This window comes from Blastococcus sp. PRF04-17, from assembly GCF_023016265.1.
In the GTDB taxonomy this organism is placed as follows: domain Bacteria; phylum Actinomycetota; class Actinomycetes; order Mycobacteriales; family Geodermatophilaceae; genus Blastococcus_B.
In genome coordinates this window covers 3,676,418-3,690,124 of record NZ_CP095412.1, presented here as the reverse complement: position 1 = coordinate 3,690,124, position 13,707 = coordinate 3,676,418, and the positions used below count along the sequence as shown (strand labels likewise).

General features: G+C 74.5%; 17 protein-coding genes. 1 reads left to right on the top strand and 16 read right to left on the bottom strand.

From position 1 onward, the window contains the following. Positions 1-10: 10 nt before the first annotated feature. Both MVA48_RS18710 and MVA48_RS18705 read right to left on the bottom strand, forming a co-directional pair. Positions 11-340, bottom strand: coding sequence for a DUF4229 domain-containing protein (locus MVA48_RS18710; protein WP_246982420.1), 330 nt, complete (start codon positions 338-340; stop codon positions 11-13). Then, a complete protein-coding gene (locus tag MVA48_RS18705; RefSeq protein WP_246982418.1) occupies positions 333-761 on the bottom strand; it encodes an Lrp/AsnC family transcriptional regulator in 429 nt (142 codons plus the stop codon). The genes MVA48_RS18710 and MVA48_RS18705 overlap by 8 nt, the downstream gene beginning before the upstream one ends. A 116-nt stretch (positions 762-877) precedes the next feature. Here MVA48_RS18705 and MVA48_RS18700 point away from each other — a divergent pair, with 116 nt between their 5' ends. Next, positions 878-1,099: a hypothetical protein gene (locus MVA48_RS18700; RefSeq protein WP_246982416.1), complete on the top strand. Its 222-nt coding sequence runs from the start codon at positions 878-880 to the stop codon at positions 1,097-1,099. Between the two features lie 82 nt (positions 1,100-1,181). Here MVA48_RS18700 and MVA48_RS18695 read toward each other — a convergent pair whose 3' ends face one another. The 14 genes from MVA48_RS18695 to MVA48_RS18630 all read right to left on the bottom strand — a co-directional run bounded on the left by MVA48_RS18695 (position 1,182) and on the right by MVA48_RS18630 (position 13,602). After that, positions 1,182-1,475 carry a hypothetical protein gene (locus tag MVA48_RS18695; RefSeq protein ID WP_246982414.1) on the bottom strand — a complete coding sequence of 98 codons (294 nt, stop codon included), beginning with the start codon at positions 1,473-1,475 and terminating at the stop codon, positions 1,182-1,184. 123 nt (positions 1,476-1,598) lie between these two features. Beyond that, positions 1,599-2,537: a c-type cytochrome biogenesis protein CcsB gene (ccsB, locus tag MVA48_RS18690; RefSeq protein WP_246982412.1), complete on the bottom strand. Its 939-nt coding sequence runs from the start codon at positions 2,535-2,537 to the stop codon at positions 1,599-1,601. Next, complete coding sequence (gene resB / locus MVA48_RS18685) at positions 2,527-4,164, bottom strand: cytochrome c biogenesis protein ResB (protein ID WP_246982410.1); 1,638 nt, start codon at positions 4,162-4,164, stop codon at positions 2,527-2,529. Before resB ends, ccsB begins: the two co-directional genes overlap by 11 nt. 76 nt (positions 4,165-4,240) lie before the next feature. Beyond that, entirely contained in the window at positions 4,241-5,059 is an 819-nt protein-coding gene (locus MVA48_RS18680) for a cytochrome c biogenesis CcdA family protein (RefSeq protein WP_246982408.1), read from the bottom strand. Positions 5,060-5,062: 3 nt separating this feature from the next. Further along, the gene (locus MVA48_RS18675; RefSeq protein ID WP_246982406.1) at positions 5,063-5,635 is read right to left on the bottom strand and encodes a TlpA family protein disulfide reductase; all 573 of its coding nucleotides are present in this window, start codon (positions 5,633-5,635) and stop codon (positions 5,063-5,065) included. Further along, a complete protein-coding gene (locus tag MVA48_RS18670) occupies positions 5,632-6,267 on the bottom strand; it encodes a histidine phosphatase family protein (protein WP_246982405.1) in 636 nt (211 codons plus the stop codon). The genes MVA48_RS18675 and MVA48_RS18670 overlap by 4 nt, the downstream gene beginning before the upstream one ends. Beyond that, complete coding sequence (hemL, locus tag MVA48_RS18665; RefSeq protein ID WP_246982404.1) at positions 6,264-7,595, bottom strand: glutamate-1-semialdehyde 2,1-aminomutase; 1,332 nt, start codon at positions 7,593-7,595, stop codon at positions 6,264-6,266. The genes MVA48_RS18670 and hemL overlap by 4 nt, the downstream gene beginning before the upstream one ends. Next, the gene (locus tag MVA48_RS18660) at positions 7,592-8,074 is read right to left on the bottom strand and encodes a hypothetical protein (RefSeq protein ID WP_246982403.1); all 483 of its coding nucleotides are present in this window, start codon (positions 8,072-8,074) and stop codon (positions 7,592-7,594) included. Before MVA48_RS18660 ends, hemL begins: the two co-directional genes overlap by 4 nt. After that, the gene (gene hemB, locus MVA48_RS18655) at positions 8,071-9,063 is read right to left on the bottom strand and encodes a porphobilinogen synthase (protein ID WP_246982402.1); all 993 of its coding nucleotides are present in this window, start codon (positions 9,061-9,063) and stop codon (positions 8,071-8,073) included. The genes MVA48_RS18660 and hemB overlap by 4 nt, the downstream gene beginning before the upstream one ends. Continuing rightward, positions 9,060-9,809, bottom strand: a complete 750-nt coding sequence (locus MVA48_RS18650; protein WP_246989292.1) for a uroporphyrinogen-III synthase — start codon at positions 9,807-9,809, stop codon at positions 9,060-9,062. The genes hemB and MVA48_RS18650 overlap by 4 nt, the downstream gene beginning before the upstream one ends. Beyond that, on the bottom strand, positions 9,806-10,594 hold the full coding sequence (locus MVA48_RS18645; RefSeq protein ID WP_246982401.1) for an SAM-dependent methyltransferase: 789 nt from the start codon (positions 10,592-10,594) through the stop codon (positions 9,806-9,808). Before MVA48_RS18645 ends, MVA48_RS18650 begins: the two co-directional genes overlap by 4 nt. Before the next feature lie 64 nt (positions 10,595-10,658). Then, the gene (hemC, locus tag MVA48_RS18640; protein WP_246982400.1) at positions 10,659-11,612 is read right to left on the bottom strand and encodes a hydroxymethylbilane synthase; all 954 of its coding nucleotides are present in this window, start codon (positions 11,610-11,612) and stop codon (positions 10,659-10,661) included. After that, positions 11,609-12,952, bottom strand: coding sequence for a glutamyl-tRNA reductase (locus tag MVA48_RS18635; protein WP_246982399.1), 1,344 nt, complete (start codon positions 12,950-12,952; stop codon positions 11,609-11,611). The genes hemC and MVA48_RS18635 overlap by 4 nt, the downstream gene beginning before the upstream one ends. Further along, on the bottom strand, positions 12,949-13,602 hold the full coding sequence (locus MVA48_RS18630; RefSeq protein WP_246982398.1) for a redox-sensing transcriptional repressor Rex: 654 nt from the start codon (positions 13,600-13,602) through the stop codon (positions 12,949-12,951). Before MVA48_RS18630 ends, MVA48_RS18635 begins: the two co-directional genes overlap by 4 nt. Positions 13,603-13,707: the final 105 nt, after the last annotated feature.

Sequence of the window (13,707 nt, the reverse complement as noted above, 5' to 3'; positions counted from 1 at the left end):
CTGTCCGGGGCTATCCGGACTGCTCCGTGCCGCTCAGCCGGGCCCGGAGCTCCTCCTTGGCGTTCCTGCGCGCGACGCTCCGCGCCGCCATCGCCTCGGTCAGCCGGTCGCGCGAGGGACGCAGCAGGACGTAGGACACGGGCATGGAGAGCAGTACGCCGAAGAGCAGCCCGGGCGTGCCGGCCAGGCCGATCTGCCAGAGCAGGAGCACGAGGGCGGCGGCGATCGCGAACCGTCCGATCGTGTAGATCACCAGCCACGGCGCGATCCTGGGCGGCCTCGCCGGGCCCCCGGTCGGTGATGCCGGGGTCGCTCCGCCGGCCGACTTCTCCTCAGCCATGACGGCCCTCCCACTTCGTCGACAGCACCACTGTGGTGCGGGTGCGCGCGACACCCCTGATCCGGTTCAACGCGCTGATGGTGGCCTCCAGTGCCGGGATGTCGGTCACGCGGACCTTCAGCACGTATCCCTCGCTGCCCGCCACCCGCCAGCAGTCCTCGACCGCCGACAGGGCGCGCAGGCCCTCCTCGATGCCCGTGTCGTCCACGGCGTCGCTCTCGATGACGCTGACCAGGGCCGTCACGTCGAGCCCGATCGAGGACGGGTCCACGATCGCCCGGTAGCCGGTGATGACCCCGGCTGCCTCCAGTTTGCCCACGCGCTCGTGCACGGCGGGGGACGAGAGCCCGACCTGGCGGGCCAGCTCCGCGTAACTGGCCCGCCCGTTGGCGCGCAGCAGGTCGATGAGCTGCCGGTCCACGGCGTCGATGGCTCCGTCCCCTCCCGCTCGGCCCCCGACCGGCATGCCCGGTGCGCGTGACCCGGCACGAAGTATCCGCACCGACGTACGCTGGACGTCGACGAGGGGGTGGAACCGTGGTCCTACTGGTGGTGCTCGTGGTCGCGGTGGTGGTCGTCGTGCTCGTCATGCGGGCGGCGGCCGGACCGGGTAGCTCTGGTGGCAGCGTCCGCGCGCCCCGACAGGTCCGCCGGCCGCGCCCGCAACGACCGACCCGCCCGGTCGCCCCCGACGACGACCCGGAGTTCCTGCGCGAGCTCGACCGCCGCACCCGACGGGACGACGGCTCCCCCGCGTAGTCCTCTGTTCCAGTTCGCCTCTCCGGCCCTGTCCGGAGGCTCGCCGCGAGCGTGCGAGTGGTGACGGGGACCGGGTCCTCTCTCAGGCGACCCGGCTCGCCCCGAACAGCCGGCGCCAGCCGCGGCGCACGACGGTCGCCGGTGGCCCGGGCTCCTCCGTGCCGGCGTCTCCAGCGTCCGCGTCGGCGTCCGCGGGCCAGCCGAGTCCGCCTCCGCCGGGCGCCGGTGGCGCGGGCCAGCCGACCTCGCTGCCCCCTCCGGGGCTGCCCTGGCTCCGCCCGTCGTGGGAGTGCGCGCCCTCGCCGGATCGGGAGGCCAGCGCGGCGACCACGAGCGGGTGCGCGGACGCGCCGTCCGGCGCCGCGTGCTTACCCACGGTGAGATCCGGAGGGTGCGACGGTGCGGTGGGTCATGCCCGGGATCGAAGCACGCAGGTACGACATCCGTCGACCGGATGGCGCGCGAGCGCCCCCGGCAGCCGGTCACGCAGAGTGACCGATCAGCCCACTCCCGCGTAACTGTGCAGGCCCGTCGAGACCATGTTGACGAACGTCAGGTTGAAGATCATCACGCCGAGACCGACGACGTTGACCCAGGCGGCGGGCTTCCCCCGCCAGCCGGCCGTCGTCCGGGCGTGCAGGTAGGCCGCGTAGACGACCCACGCGATGAAGGCCCACGTCTCCTTGGGATCCCAGCCCCAGAAGCGGCCCCACGCGGCCTCGGCCCAGATCGCGCCGGCGATCACGGCGAAGGTCCAGATCGGGAACCCGAACACCGCGCTGCGGTGCGCGACCCGGTCGATGGCGGTCGCGCCGGGCAGCCGCGAGATCAGTCCGGCCGATGCCTCACCCGTGGCGACGCGCTCGTCGTGCCGCACCCGCACCAGGTACAGGGCGCTGGCGACGCCGCTGACGAAGAAGATGCCGAACCCGATGACGGCGGTGCTGACGTGGATCGCCAGCCAGTACGACCGCAGCGCCGCGACCAGCGGGCCGGCCTCGGCGTAGAGGAAGAGCCCGATCAGGACGAGCGAGAGCACGACCGGGGCGAGCACGAACAGCCCCAGGTGGCGGAGCGTGGGGGCGCGCAGCGCGAAGACCACGTAGACGAGCACGGCGACCAGCACGACGGCGGTCGAGAACTCGTACATGTTGCCGAGGGGCAGGCGCTCGGTCGCCAGTCCGCGGGCGACGAGGACGCCGGCGTGGGTCAGCGCACCCAGCACGGTCAGGCCCATGGCCAGCGCGCCCCAGCGGCGGCCGCGGCTGTCCTCGACCGGTGGCGCGGGCTCGACCGGTGCGCCGGCGCCCACCAGCTCCCGCGCCGGGCGTCGCCCGAAGGCGAGCTGGGCGCAGAACGCCACGACCGCGACCGAGTACAGCGCCACGGTGATCGAGAACAAGTTGTCCGACAGCGCGGCGAGCGAGTCAGGAGTCACGCGGGGAGTCCTCCGGTTCGGGTCCTCGGGCACGCTCGGTGAGCGCTTCGTCCAGCTGTCCGGCCAGGTCGTCGGTCAGGGCGGCGAACCGGGGCGCGTTCTCGCCGCTGCCCCTGGTGAGCGAGGCGAGTGTCAGCACGGTACCGCCGCCGCCCGGCGCGGCCTCCGCCCGGGCGAACACCCGCTCCCGGCGCAGCAGGAGCATGCCGAGCAGGCCGGCGAGCAGGGCGATGGAGCTGGCCAGCACCCAGCCCTGCCCCGGGTCGTGCGAGTACTGCAGCGCCGCGAACTCGCGGAAGCCGGTGAACGTCACCGTCGTCCCGTCGGGAAGGGTGAGCGACTCGCCGAGCGCCAGGTTGCCCGCGCCGACCTCGACCAGCCGCCCCCGGTCGATCTGGGTGGCGTCCAGCGAGTAGACCGACTGCGGGATGCCGGAGTCGAGGCCGAGGTAGCCCTCGTAGGCCACCACCGCGACCCGGGGCTCCAACGGACGGGGATCGACCGAGGTGAGGATCCCGCCCTGCACCAACCCGGTGGGGGCGAAGAACCCCTCGAGGGCCAGCTGGTCGTCGCCGCCGCCGAGGTCGGGGATCTTGAGCGCGCCCTGGCTGGCCATGGTCGCCTGGTCCGCGGGCAGGAAGGGCACGGAGACGTCGGTGAGCGCCGTGCCGTCCGGCCGGGTGACGCTGAACGTGGGGCTGAACCCGTGCCCCGTCAGGTAGACGCGGTCGCCGTCCACCCGGAGCGGCTCGTTGATCCCGATGGTGGTGGGCCGGCCGTCCTGACCGGGGGCGCCGAAGCGGATGTCGGCCGTGAACGACGCCGCGGTCAGGTTCTCCTCGTACTCGGCCCGGAAGTCCTCGAGGTCGACGCAGAGCGGGCTGAGATCGCCGCTGTCGACCAACGGCCCGGCCGAGTAGGTGTCGTACTGCTGGAACGAGTTGCAGAAACCCTGACCCTCGGTGACCAGGATGCTGCCCTCGTACCCCCAGAGCTTGCCGCCGGCCAGTCCCAGCAGCAGGGCCACCAGCGACAGGTGGAAGAGCAGGTTGCCGGTCTCCTTGAGGTAGCCCTTCTCCGCCGACAGGTCGCCGCCGGTCCCGGCGGAATGGGCACTGCCCTGCCGGCGGACGACGCGGAACCGGCGGACCCGCAGCTCCTCCTCCACCGCGTCCAGCGCCCGTGCCGCGGGCAGCGGCGTGGTGAGCCGGTCCGAGTCCGGGAGGCGCAGCAGGTTGCGGGGAGCCGGCGGAGGCGCCGCCCGCAGGCTGCGGGCGTGCTCGAGGGCGCGCGGCAGGACGCAGCCGATCAGCGAGACGAACAGCAGCAGGTAGACCGCCGCGAACCAGGGCGAGCTGAAGACGTCGAACAGGTACAGCCGGTCCAGCACCGGGGCCAGCGTCGGGTGGTCGGCGAAGTACTGGCGCACGTTGTTCTGCGACAGCGACCGCTGGGGCAGCAACGAGCCAGGCACGGCGGCGAGCGCGAGCAGGAACAGCAGCACGATCGCGGTGCGCATCGCCGTGAGCCGCCGCCACCAGTGCAGCAGCCGCCCCGTGAACCGGCGGCCGAAGGACGGGCGCGCGGGCGGGGGCGGCGCGGCCGGCGGGCGCGGCGGGGCGGTCACCGTCACAGCTCCTCCTCGCTGGCGCTCGTCGGTGCCGTGCCAGTCGCTCTGCCGATGTGTGACCTCGCACGCTCGGTCACAGCGAGGTCTCCGCGAAGCCGCTGGCCGCGAGCCAGGAGCGCAGCCACTGCATGAGCTCGGTCCAGGCCCCGGTGAGCAGCATGAGGCCCACCAGCACCAGGACCGCGCCGCCGACGCGGGTCACCGTGCGGGCGTGCCGGCGGAGGAACGTGGTGGCGCTCATCGCCCACCGGGCTCCCAGCGCCACGAGGACGAACGGGACGCCGAGCCCGAGGCAGTAGGCGACGCCCAGCAGCGCCCCGCGGGTCGCCGTCGCCTCCGAGAAAGCCAGCGAGTAGACCGCCGACAGCGTCGGCCCGAGGCACGGCGTCCAGCCCAGGCCGAAGACGACGCCCAGCAGAGGCGCGCCGGCGAGCCCGGCGGCAGGCCGGGCGTCGATCCGCTTGGTGCGCTGGAGGAAGGGCAGCCAGCCGAGGAAACCCAGTCCGACGAGGACCGTGACGACGCCGAAGATCCGGTTGAGCAGGTCCTGGTGCTCCAGCATCAGCCGGCCCAGCCCGCCGAAGGCCGCGCCGAACGCGACGAAGACCGCGGTGAAGCCCAGCACGAACAGCAGGGCACCGAGCACCATGCGGGCACGGGGGACGACGTCGGTCCGGACCGCGGTCGCCGTGCTCCCCGGCCCCTGGGCGGGCGTGGCGGCGGTGGTGGCCGCGGCGCCGGTGCCGACCAGCCCCGTGACGTAGGACAGGTAGCCGGGCACCAGCGGCAGGACGCACGGTGAGGCGAAGCTGATGAACCCGACCAGCGCGGCGACCCCGGCGGCCACGAGCAGGGGGCCGTCGGCGACCAGACCCGCGAAGGTCTCACCCACTGCTCAGCCCTCCTCGAGCACGAGGTCGATCACGCCGCGCAGGTCCTCCTGCGAGACCGTTCCGGTGTACACCGCGGCGACGCGTCCCTGCGGGTCCAGGACGATCGTGGACGGGATCGCCGTCGCCGGGTAGTCCCGGAACGCCAGCGCCACCTCTCCCCGCGGGTCGTAGAGGGAGGGGAACTCGATGCCGAAGCGGTCCACGAACGCCAGGGCGAACTGCTCGCTGCTCTCCTTGACGTTGAGCCCCAGGAACTGCACGCCGTCCTGGCGGACGTCGGCGTAGACCTCCTGGAACTCGGGCGTCTCCACCCTGCAGGGCCCGCACCAGCTGCCCCAGAAGTTGAGGACGGCGACGTCGCCGCCGAGCTCGGAGGACTCGAAGTCGCTGCCGTCGAGCAGCGTGCCGGCGAACTGGGGTGCGGCGGCCCGCTCGTCCACGGGGATGACCTCGCCGGACGGGGTCGCCTCGACGAACCGGAACTCGCCTCCGTTGTTCACCGCGACCTGGTCCGACCCGGTCGAGCACGCGGTCAGCGCGGCGAGCGTGCCCAGCGCGAGGAGGGTCCGCCTCATGCCCCGGGCACCGCGTCGGGATCCGTGGCACCCGCCGGCTCTGCGTACGACAGGCTCGCGAACCGGTCCCCGTCGTAGGTCAGGGACGTCACGCTGGCCAGGCCGCACTGCCGACGGCGCGGGTCGTGGGCGTACCGGCGGCCCTCGACGTGCAGGCGCACGGTCCAGATCGGCAGCTGGTGGCTGACCAGCACCGCCTCGTGGCCGCGGGCGGCGTCCCGCGCGGCCTCGACGGCGGCGAGCATGCGTGCGGCGATCTCGACGTAGGGCTCCCCCCACGACGGCCGGAACGGGTTGCGCAGCTTCCACCAGTGCCGGGGCACCCGCAGGGCGCCGTCGCCGACACCCACCCGCAGACCCTCGAAGGCGTTGCCGGCCTCGATCAGCCGCTCGTCGATCTGCACCGGCAGGGCCAGCGACTCGGCAATGGGCGCGGCCGTCTGCTGCGCCCGCTCCAGGGGGCTGGAGACGAGGTGGGTGACGTCCTTGCCGGAGAACCACTTCGCCGCCGTGGCGGCCATGCCCTCGCCGGCCGCGGACAGCCGGTAGCCGGGCAGCCGGCCGTAGAGGACCTTCGCGGGGTTGTGCACCTCCCCGTGCCGCAGCAGGTGGACCACCGTCCGCTCGCTCACGGCGCGACCTCCGCGGCCGCCCGGGCAGCGGCGGGCAGGGCGGCCAGGACATGGTCGAGGGCGTCACCGGTCAGGGCCGCGTGGACGAACCACGCCTCGAAAGCCGACGGCGGCAGGTACACGCCACGGGCGAGCAGCGCGTGGAAGAAGGCGGTGTACCGGGCGACGTCCTGGGTCCTCGCGTCGTCGTAGTCGCGCACCTGCCGCTCGTCCGGCACGAAGAAGATCGAGAACATGCTGCCGGCCTGCTGGACGCGGTGCGGCACGCCCGCGGCGAACAGGGCCGCACTCGCCGCGCCCCGCAGCACGGCGGCGACCTCGTCGCAGTGCGCGTAGACCTCGTCGGTGCAGTTGCGCAGCGTGGCGAGCCCCGCGGCGACCGCCACCGGGTTCCCCGACAACGTGCCCGCCTGGTAGACCGGCCCGAGCGGGGCCAGCTGGTCCATCAGGTCCGCGCGCCCACCGAACGCGGCGGCGGGCAGGCCACCACCCATGACCTTGCCGAAGGTGAACAGGTCGGCGTCCACCGGGTCGAGGCCGTACCAGCCGGAGCGGGAGACCCGGAAGCCGGTCATGACCTCGTCGAGCACTAGCAGCGCGCCGTGGGCGGCGGTGATCCGCCGCAGGTGGCCGTTGAACCCGTCCAGCGGTGGGACGACGCCCATGTTGCCGGCCGCCGCCTCGCTGATCACGCACGCGATCTGGCTGCCGCGCTCGGCGAAGACCGCCTCCACGGCCGCGACGTCGTTGTAGGGGAGCACGACCGTGTCCGCGGCTGCGCCGGTCGTGACCCCCGGGGTGTCGGGGAGCCCGAGAGTTGCCACCCCCGAGCCGGCCGAGGCCAGCAGCGCGTCGACGTGGCCGTGGTAGTTGCCGGCGAACTTGACCACGAGCGGCCGCCCGGTGGCGCCGCGGGCGAGCCGGACCGCCGACAGCACCGCCTCGGTGCCGGAGTTGACCAGGCGGACCCGCTCGACCGGAGCCACCCGGGCGCGGATCTCCTCGGCCAGCTCGAGCTCGCCCTCGGTGGGCGCGCCGAACGAGGTGCCGCGGCGCGCGGCGGCGATGACGGCCTCGACGACGGCCGGATGCGCGTGCCCGAGGATCAGCGGTCCCCACGAGGCGACCAGGTCGACGTAACGGCGTCCGTCGGCGTCGGTGAGGTACGCGCCGGATCCCTCGGCCATGAACCGCGGGGTGCCGCCGACCGCCCGGAACGCGCGGACCGGGCTGTTCACCCCACCCGGGATGATCCGCTGGCCGCGGTCGAAGAGGTCGGCCGAGACCGGGGCCTCGTAGGTGTAGGCGGTGCTGTCCAGCGAGGTCACGCCCCCAGTGTCCCTTCTGCTCCCGGAGCGGTGTCGGGGGTCTGGCCGAGGCGCACCATCAGCGCCTCGTAGAGCGCGGCCGGGTTGCGCGTCGGCACGAGGACCGTGCGGCCGTCGTCCAGCTTCAACGGCAGGCCGGTCCGCCCCTTCGGCAGCGACCAGCCGCCACCGAGGACCGGCGCGCCGGCGTCGACGCCGGAGTCGACTGCCCGCAGGTGGCCGATGTCGACGTCCGACAGCCGCACGCGCTCCCGGCCGACCGACAGCGCGTCGGAGTCCACCCGCACGGTCCAGATCCGGCGCGCCGACAGCGTGGCCAGCCCCACGACGCCGAGGACCCCGGCGACGGCCAGCACCCACAGGACCGGCGGCAGGTCGCCTCCTGGCAGGACCAGGTCGAGGACGACGAAGCCGACGAGGGCACCGGCGACCCAGGAGAAGGTCCGCCACGAGCCGCCCGGCTCGACGTAGGAGGTCAACGCAGCAGGCGTGCCGCTTCGACGGCCCAGTACGTCAGCACCGTGCCGGCACCGGCCCGCCGGATGGCGGTCAACGTCTCGAGGATCGCCCGCTCGCGGTCGACCCAGCCGTTGGCGGCGGCCGCCTCGACCATCGCGTACTCCCCGCTCACCTGGTAGGCCGCCACGGGCACCTGCACCGCGTCGGCGACGCGGGCCACGATGTCGAGGTAGGGCAGGGCCGGCTTCACCATGACGGCGTCGGCGCCCTCCGCGAGGTCCTGCGCCACCTCGCGCAACGCCTCGTCGGCGTTGGGCGGGTCCATCTGGTAGGTCGACCGGTCGCCGAACTGCGGCGCTCCCTCGGCCGCCTCGCGGAACGGCCCGTAGAAGCCCGAGGCGTACTTGGCCGCATAGGCCAGGACCGGCGTCTCGGTGTACGCCGCGCCGTCGAGGGCCCGGCGGATCGCCGCGACCTGGCCGTCCATCATCCCGCTGGGGGCGATGACGTGGGCGCCGGCCTGGGCCTGCGCGACGGCCACGGCGGCGTACCGGTCGAGGGTGGGGTCGTTGTCGACAACTCCGGCGGGGGTGATCACGCCGCAGTGGCCGTGGTCGGTGTACTCGCAGAGGCAGAGGTCGGCCATGAGCACGAGCTCGTCGCCGAGGTCCGCCCGCAGCTGCTGCAGCGCGACGTTGACGATCCCGTCGGCCGCGTCGGCCTGCGAGCCCACCGGGTCCTTGTCGCCCGGTATGCCGAACAGCATCAGCCCGCCGACGCCGGCCTCGGCGGCCTCCTGCGCGGCCTTGCGCAGCGAGTCGAGCGTGTGCTGGACCACGCCGGGCATCGACGAGATCGCGACCGGGTCGGCGATGCCCTGCTTGACGAACACCGGCAGCACGAAGTCCGCCGGGGACAGCCGGGTCTGGGCGGTCAGGCGACGCAGCGCGGGCGTCGACCGCAGTCGGCGCCCCCGAGCGAACGGGTACGGCGAGGAGCCGGCGCTCACGTGGCGGCGCCTTCCTCCTCGGCCCGGCGCGCCGCCGCGAACTCGGCCAGGGCGTCGACCAGCGGCCCGACGGCGGCAGTCTCGGGCTGCACGTCGACGCGCAGGCCGAACTCCTGGGCGCTGGCTGCGGTGGCCGGGCCGATCACCGCGACGACGGTCTTCGCGTGCGGCTTGCCCGCGATGCCGACCAGGTTGCGCACCGTGCTCGACGAGGTGAAGCACACCGCGTCGAAGCCGCCGCCCTTGATCGCCTCGCGCACCGACGCGGCCGGCGGAGCGGCCCGGACGGTCCGGTAGGCGGTGACGTCGTCGATCTCCCAGCCGCGCTCGACCAGACCGGCCGCCAGCGTCTCGGTCGCGATGTCGGCGCGCGGGAGCAGCACCCGGTTGATCGGGTCGAACACGTCGTCGTAGGGCGGGAAGTCGGCCAGCAGGCCCTGGCTCGACTGCTCGCCGGTCGGCACCAGCTCCGGCTGGATGCCGAAGGCACGCACCGCGTCCGCGGTGGACTCGCCCACGCAGGCCACCTTGACGCCGGCGAACGCCCGCGCGTCGAGGCCCAGCTCGGCGAACTTCTCGCGCACCGCCTTCACCGCGTTGACCGAGGTGAACACGATCCAGCCATAGCGGCCGGTGACCAGTCCCTTGATCGCGCGGTCCATCTGGGCGGGGCTGCGGGGCGGCTCGACGGCGATGGTCGGCACCTCGACCGGCACGGCGCCATACCCACGCAGCCGATCGCTCATCTCGCCGGCCTGGTCCTTGGTGCGCGGCACCAGCACCCGCCACCCGAACAGTGGCCGGCTCTCCCACCACGACAGCCGGGCGCGCTTGTCGACGGCCGCGCCGACGGTCGCGACCACCGGGCCGGTGAACGGGTCCAGCCCGGCGGTCTTCTCCGCCACGGTGACGAGCTTGGCGACGACGCTCTTCTGCGCCGTCCCGGAGCCCCCGGTGGTGACCACGACGGGCGTGCTGCCGGGCAGCCCCCCTCGATCAGGCGCAGCGCCGCCTCGGGCAGCTCCTCGGCGCTGCCCTGCAGCGCCAGGGTGCCGCCGGCCGACACGGCACCGGTGAGCGCGGTCAGGTCCACCCCGCTGCGCAGGTCGGCGGTGACCGCGGTGCTGCCCAGCGCCACGCCTGCATAGGCGGGCACCGCCGTGGCGGTGGCCACGCCGGGGACGACGTCGAAGGGCACGGAGGTGCGCCCGACGGCGAGCGCCTCCTTCACCGCCCCGTCGGAGGTGTACGGGTCGCCGGCGACCAGCCGCACGACGACAGCGCCGGTCTTGGCGGCGGCGACGGCGGCCTTGGCCACCTCGGCCGGCTCCCCGATCGCCGTCTCGAGCTCGAGCGCCGGGTGGGCGTCGCGGACGGCCGCCTGGACGGCGGGCGAGACGTCGGGGTCGACGAGGACGAGTGCTGCCTGCGCCAGGGCGTCGGTGGCCCGGGCGGTGAGCATGCCGGGGTCGCCCGGCCCTGCGCCGACGAAGACGACTCGGCCGGCGGCGGTCGCGCGGTTGCGCGTCATCGCGTGCTCCTGATCCTGGCCCGATCGGTTCGGGCTTGTGTTGGGGTCTGGGGTGTGGGGGCGGTCACGGCGCGACCGCCATCAGTGCGGCCGCGCCGCGGTCGAGCAACTCGGCCGCGAGGCCGCGGCCCAGGGCCGCGGCCGCGGCCAGCGGCCCGGTCGCCGAGCCGCGGACGGCGTCGGTGCCGTCGATCGCGGTCACCGACGCCCGGAGGAACAGTTCGGGCCCGTGCTCGCCCTCGGCGACCTCGGCGTAGGCGGCGACCGGTGCGCTGCAGCCGGCCTCGAGCGTGGCGAGAGTGGTGCGCTCCGCGACGACGCAGGCCCGGACGAGCGGGTCCTCGAGTCGGCCGACGAGCTCCCGGGTGCGGGAATCGCTGGTCCGGCACTCGACGGCGAGTGCGCCCTGCGCCGGAGCCGGCAGTACCTGCAACGGGTCGAGCGTCTCGGTGATGACGTCGAGCCGGCCCAGGCGGGACAGCCCGGCGCGGGCCAGGACGACGGCGTCGAGATCGGCAGCCGGGCCGAGGACGCGACCGAGGCGCGTGTCCACGTTGCCGCGGATCGGCACGATCTCCAGCCCCAGGCCGAGGGCGCGCAGCTGGGCGACCCGCCGCGGCGCACCGGTGCCGACCTTCGACCCGGCCGGCAGCTCACCGAGGGTGAGCCCGTCCCGGGCCACGAGGGCGTCGCGCGGGTCCTCCCGACCCGGGACGGCGGCCAGGCTCAGCCCGGGCGCCGGCGCGGTCGGCAGATCCTTGTAGCTGTGCACCGCGAGGTCGACCTCACCGGCGAGCAGTGCCTCGCGCAGGGCCGCCACGAACACGCCCGTGCCCCCGAGCTGGGTGATCGCCGCGGCGGAGCGGTCCCCCTCGGTGACGATGGGCACCAGCTCCACCGGGGCGCCGGTCGCGCTCGTCAGCGCGTCGGCGACCGCCTGCGACTGGGTTCGCGCGAGCAGGCTGGCGCGGGTGCCGAGCCGGAGGACCGACGTGACGGTGCCGAGGTCCGCGGTCACGAGTTATCCCCCGTGTGCAGCTCGGGATCGACGGCGACCGCGTCGGCCAGGGCGCCGGTGTCGACGCGGGCGTCGATGCCGAGGCCGAACAGGGCACGCAGGGCCCGGGCGTAGTCGGTCTCGCCGGACGTCGCGGCGAGCTCCTTCACCCGGACCGTCGGCTCGTGCAGCAGCTTGTCCACGACCCGACCGACGGTGCGGGCGATCTCGGCCCGGGCGCGCGCGTCGAGGTCGGGCAGCCGCCCGGCCAGCCGCAGCAGTTCGGCGTCGACCACCTCGGCGGCCTGGCTGCGCAGCGCCGAGACGGTCGGCGCCACCTCGGCGGCCTGGCGCTCGGCACGCAGCAGCGCGGTCTCGGTCTCGACCAGCGCGTGCGCGGCGGCGACGTCGTCGGCCGCCACGGGCGCGGCGGTCGGCCCGCCGCGCTCGCTCTGCAGCAGGGCCAGGTCGACCACGTGCACGCCGGGGAGAGCGGCCACGCGGGGATCGACGTCCCGGGGGAGCGCGAGGTCGACGACCACCAGCGGGCGGGCGCCGCGACCCCGCATCGCGGCCGCCACGACCTCGGTGCCCACCACCAGGCCGGTGGCGCCGGTGCAGGCGACCAGCACGTCGGCGGCGGCGAGCTCGGCGCCCAGGTCGGCGAGGGGCGCGGCCCGGCCGGCGACGGTGTCGGCCAACCGCGCGGCGTGCTCTTCGGTGCGGCTGCTGACCACGACGCCGGCGCCCCGGCGGGCCAGCGTGGTGGCCGCCAGGGCACCCATCGAGCCGGCGCCGACGACGAGGACCGGGCGGCCGGCCAGGCCGCCGATGCGCTGCTCGGCGTGGTCGAGGGCGACCGACACCAGCGAGGCGCCGGCGCGGTCGATGCCGGTCTCGGTGTGCACGCGCTTGCCCACGCGCAGAGCGCGCTGGGCGACCGGGTGCAGCGCCCGGCCGACCGTGCCCTCCTGACGGGCGAGGGCGTAGGCGGCGCGCAGCTGGCCGAGCACCTGGGTCTCGCCGACGACCATCGAGTCGAGCCCCGCCGCAACGGTGAACAGGTGGGCGACGGCCTGGTCCTCGTAGTGCACGGTGACGAACGGCGAGAGCTCCTCGACGGTCGCCCCGGCCTGGCGGGCGAGCACGCGGCTCACGTCGGCGACGCCGCCGTGGAACTTCTCGACCTCGGCGAAGACCTCGATCCGGTTGCACGTGGCGAGTACCAGCGCCTCGCTGACGTGGTCGCTGCGCACGAGCTCGTGCAGCGCCTTGACCCTGTCGTCGGGCCCCATGGCGAACTGCTCGAGCAGCGCCACCGGCGCGGTCTGGTGGGACACGCCCACGGCGAGCAGACTCATGCCGGCTCACCCACCAGCCGCTGCTGGCCCATGAACGCCAGCACCTGCAGCTCCACCGAGAGGTCGACCTTGCGGACGTCGATCCCGGCGGGCGCGACGAGCGTCACCGGCGCGAAGTTCAGGATGCTCCTCACCCCGGCCGCGGCCAGGCGGTCGCAGACTGCCTGCGCGACGTCGGCCGGTGTCGTGATGACGCCGATGGAGGCCTGCGTCGCCGCGACGACGTCCTCGAGCTCGGCGATCGGCCGCACGGTCTGGCCGCCGATGCGCCGGCCGATGCGGTCGGGCGAGGCGTCGAAGAGCCCGACGAACTCGAAGCCGCGGGAGCCGAAGCCGGCGTAGTCGGCCAGGGCGGAACCCAGGTTGCCGATCCCGACCAGCACGCACGCGCGGGACCGCTCGACACCGAGGACGGCGGAGATCCGGTCGCGCAGGGTGCGGACCTCGTAGCCCACGCCGCGGACGCCGCAGGGCCCCAGGTGGGACAGGTCCTTGCGCAGTCCGGCGGGGTTGACCCCGGCCGCAGCCGCCAGCTCACCGGATGAGACCGTGCTCCGACCACCCTCGGTCAGCGCGGTCAGCACCCGGAGGTAGACCGCCAGACGTGCGACGGTGGCCTCCGGGATGGTCCGGGGCCGCGGCTGGATCACGGGCTCTCCACAGCGATCGCGCCCGGGAGCGGTCAGGGCGCGGGACAGAATGACGCGGGCGACGACCACCCGCGTCCGCCACGGTAGCCGCTTGTGAACGCAGGA

Coding starts and splice junctions, on each gene's coding strand:
- MVA48_RS18710 (WP_246982420.1), bottom strand. CDS start 340: ATGGCTGAGGAGAAGTCGGCCGGCGGAGCGACCCCGGCATCACCGACC.
- MVA48_RS18675 (WP_246982406.1), bottom strand. CDS start 5,635: ATGAGGCGGACCCTCCTCGCGCTGGGCACGCTCGCCGCGCTGACCGCG.
- MVA48_RS18650 (WP_246989292.1), bottom strand. CDS start 9,809: ATGAGCGATCGGCTGCGTGGGTATGGCGCCGTGCCGGTCGAGGTGCCG.
- MVA48_RS18645 (WP_246982401.1), bottom strand. CDS start 10,594: ATGACGCGCAACCGCGCGACCGCCGCCGGCCGAGTCGTCTTCGTCGGC.
- MVA48_RS18635 (WP_246982399.1), bottom strand. CDS start 12,952: ATGAGTCTGCTCGCCGTGGGCGTGTCCCACCAGACCGCGCCGGTGGCG.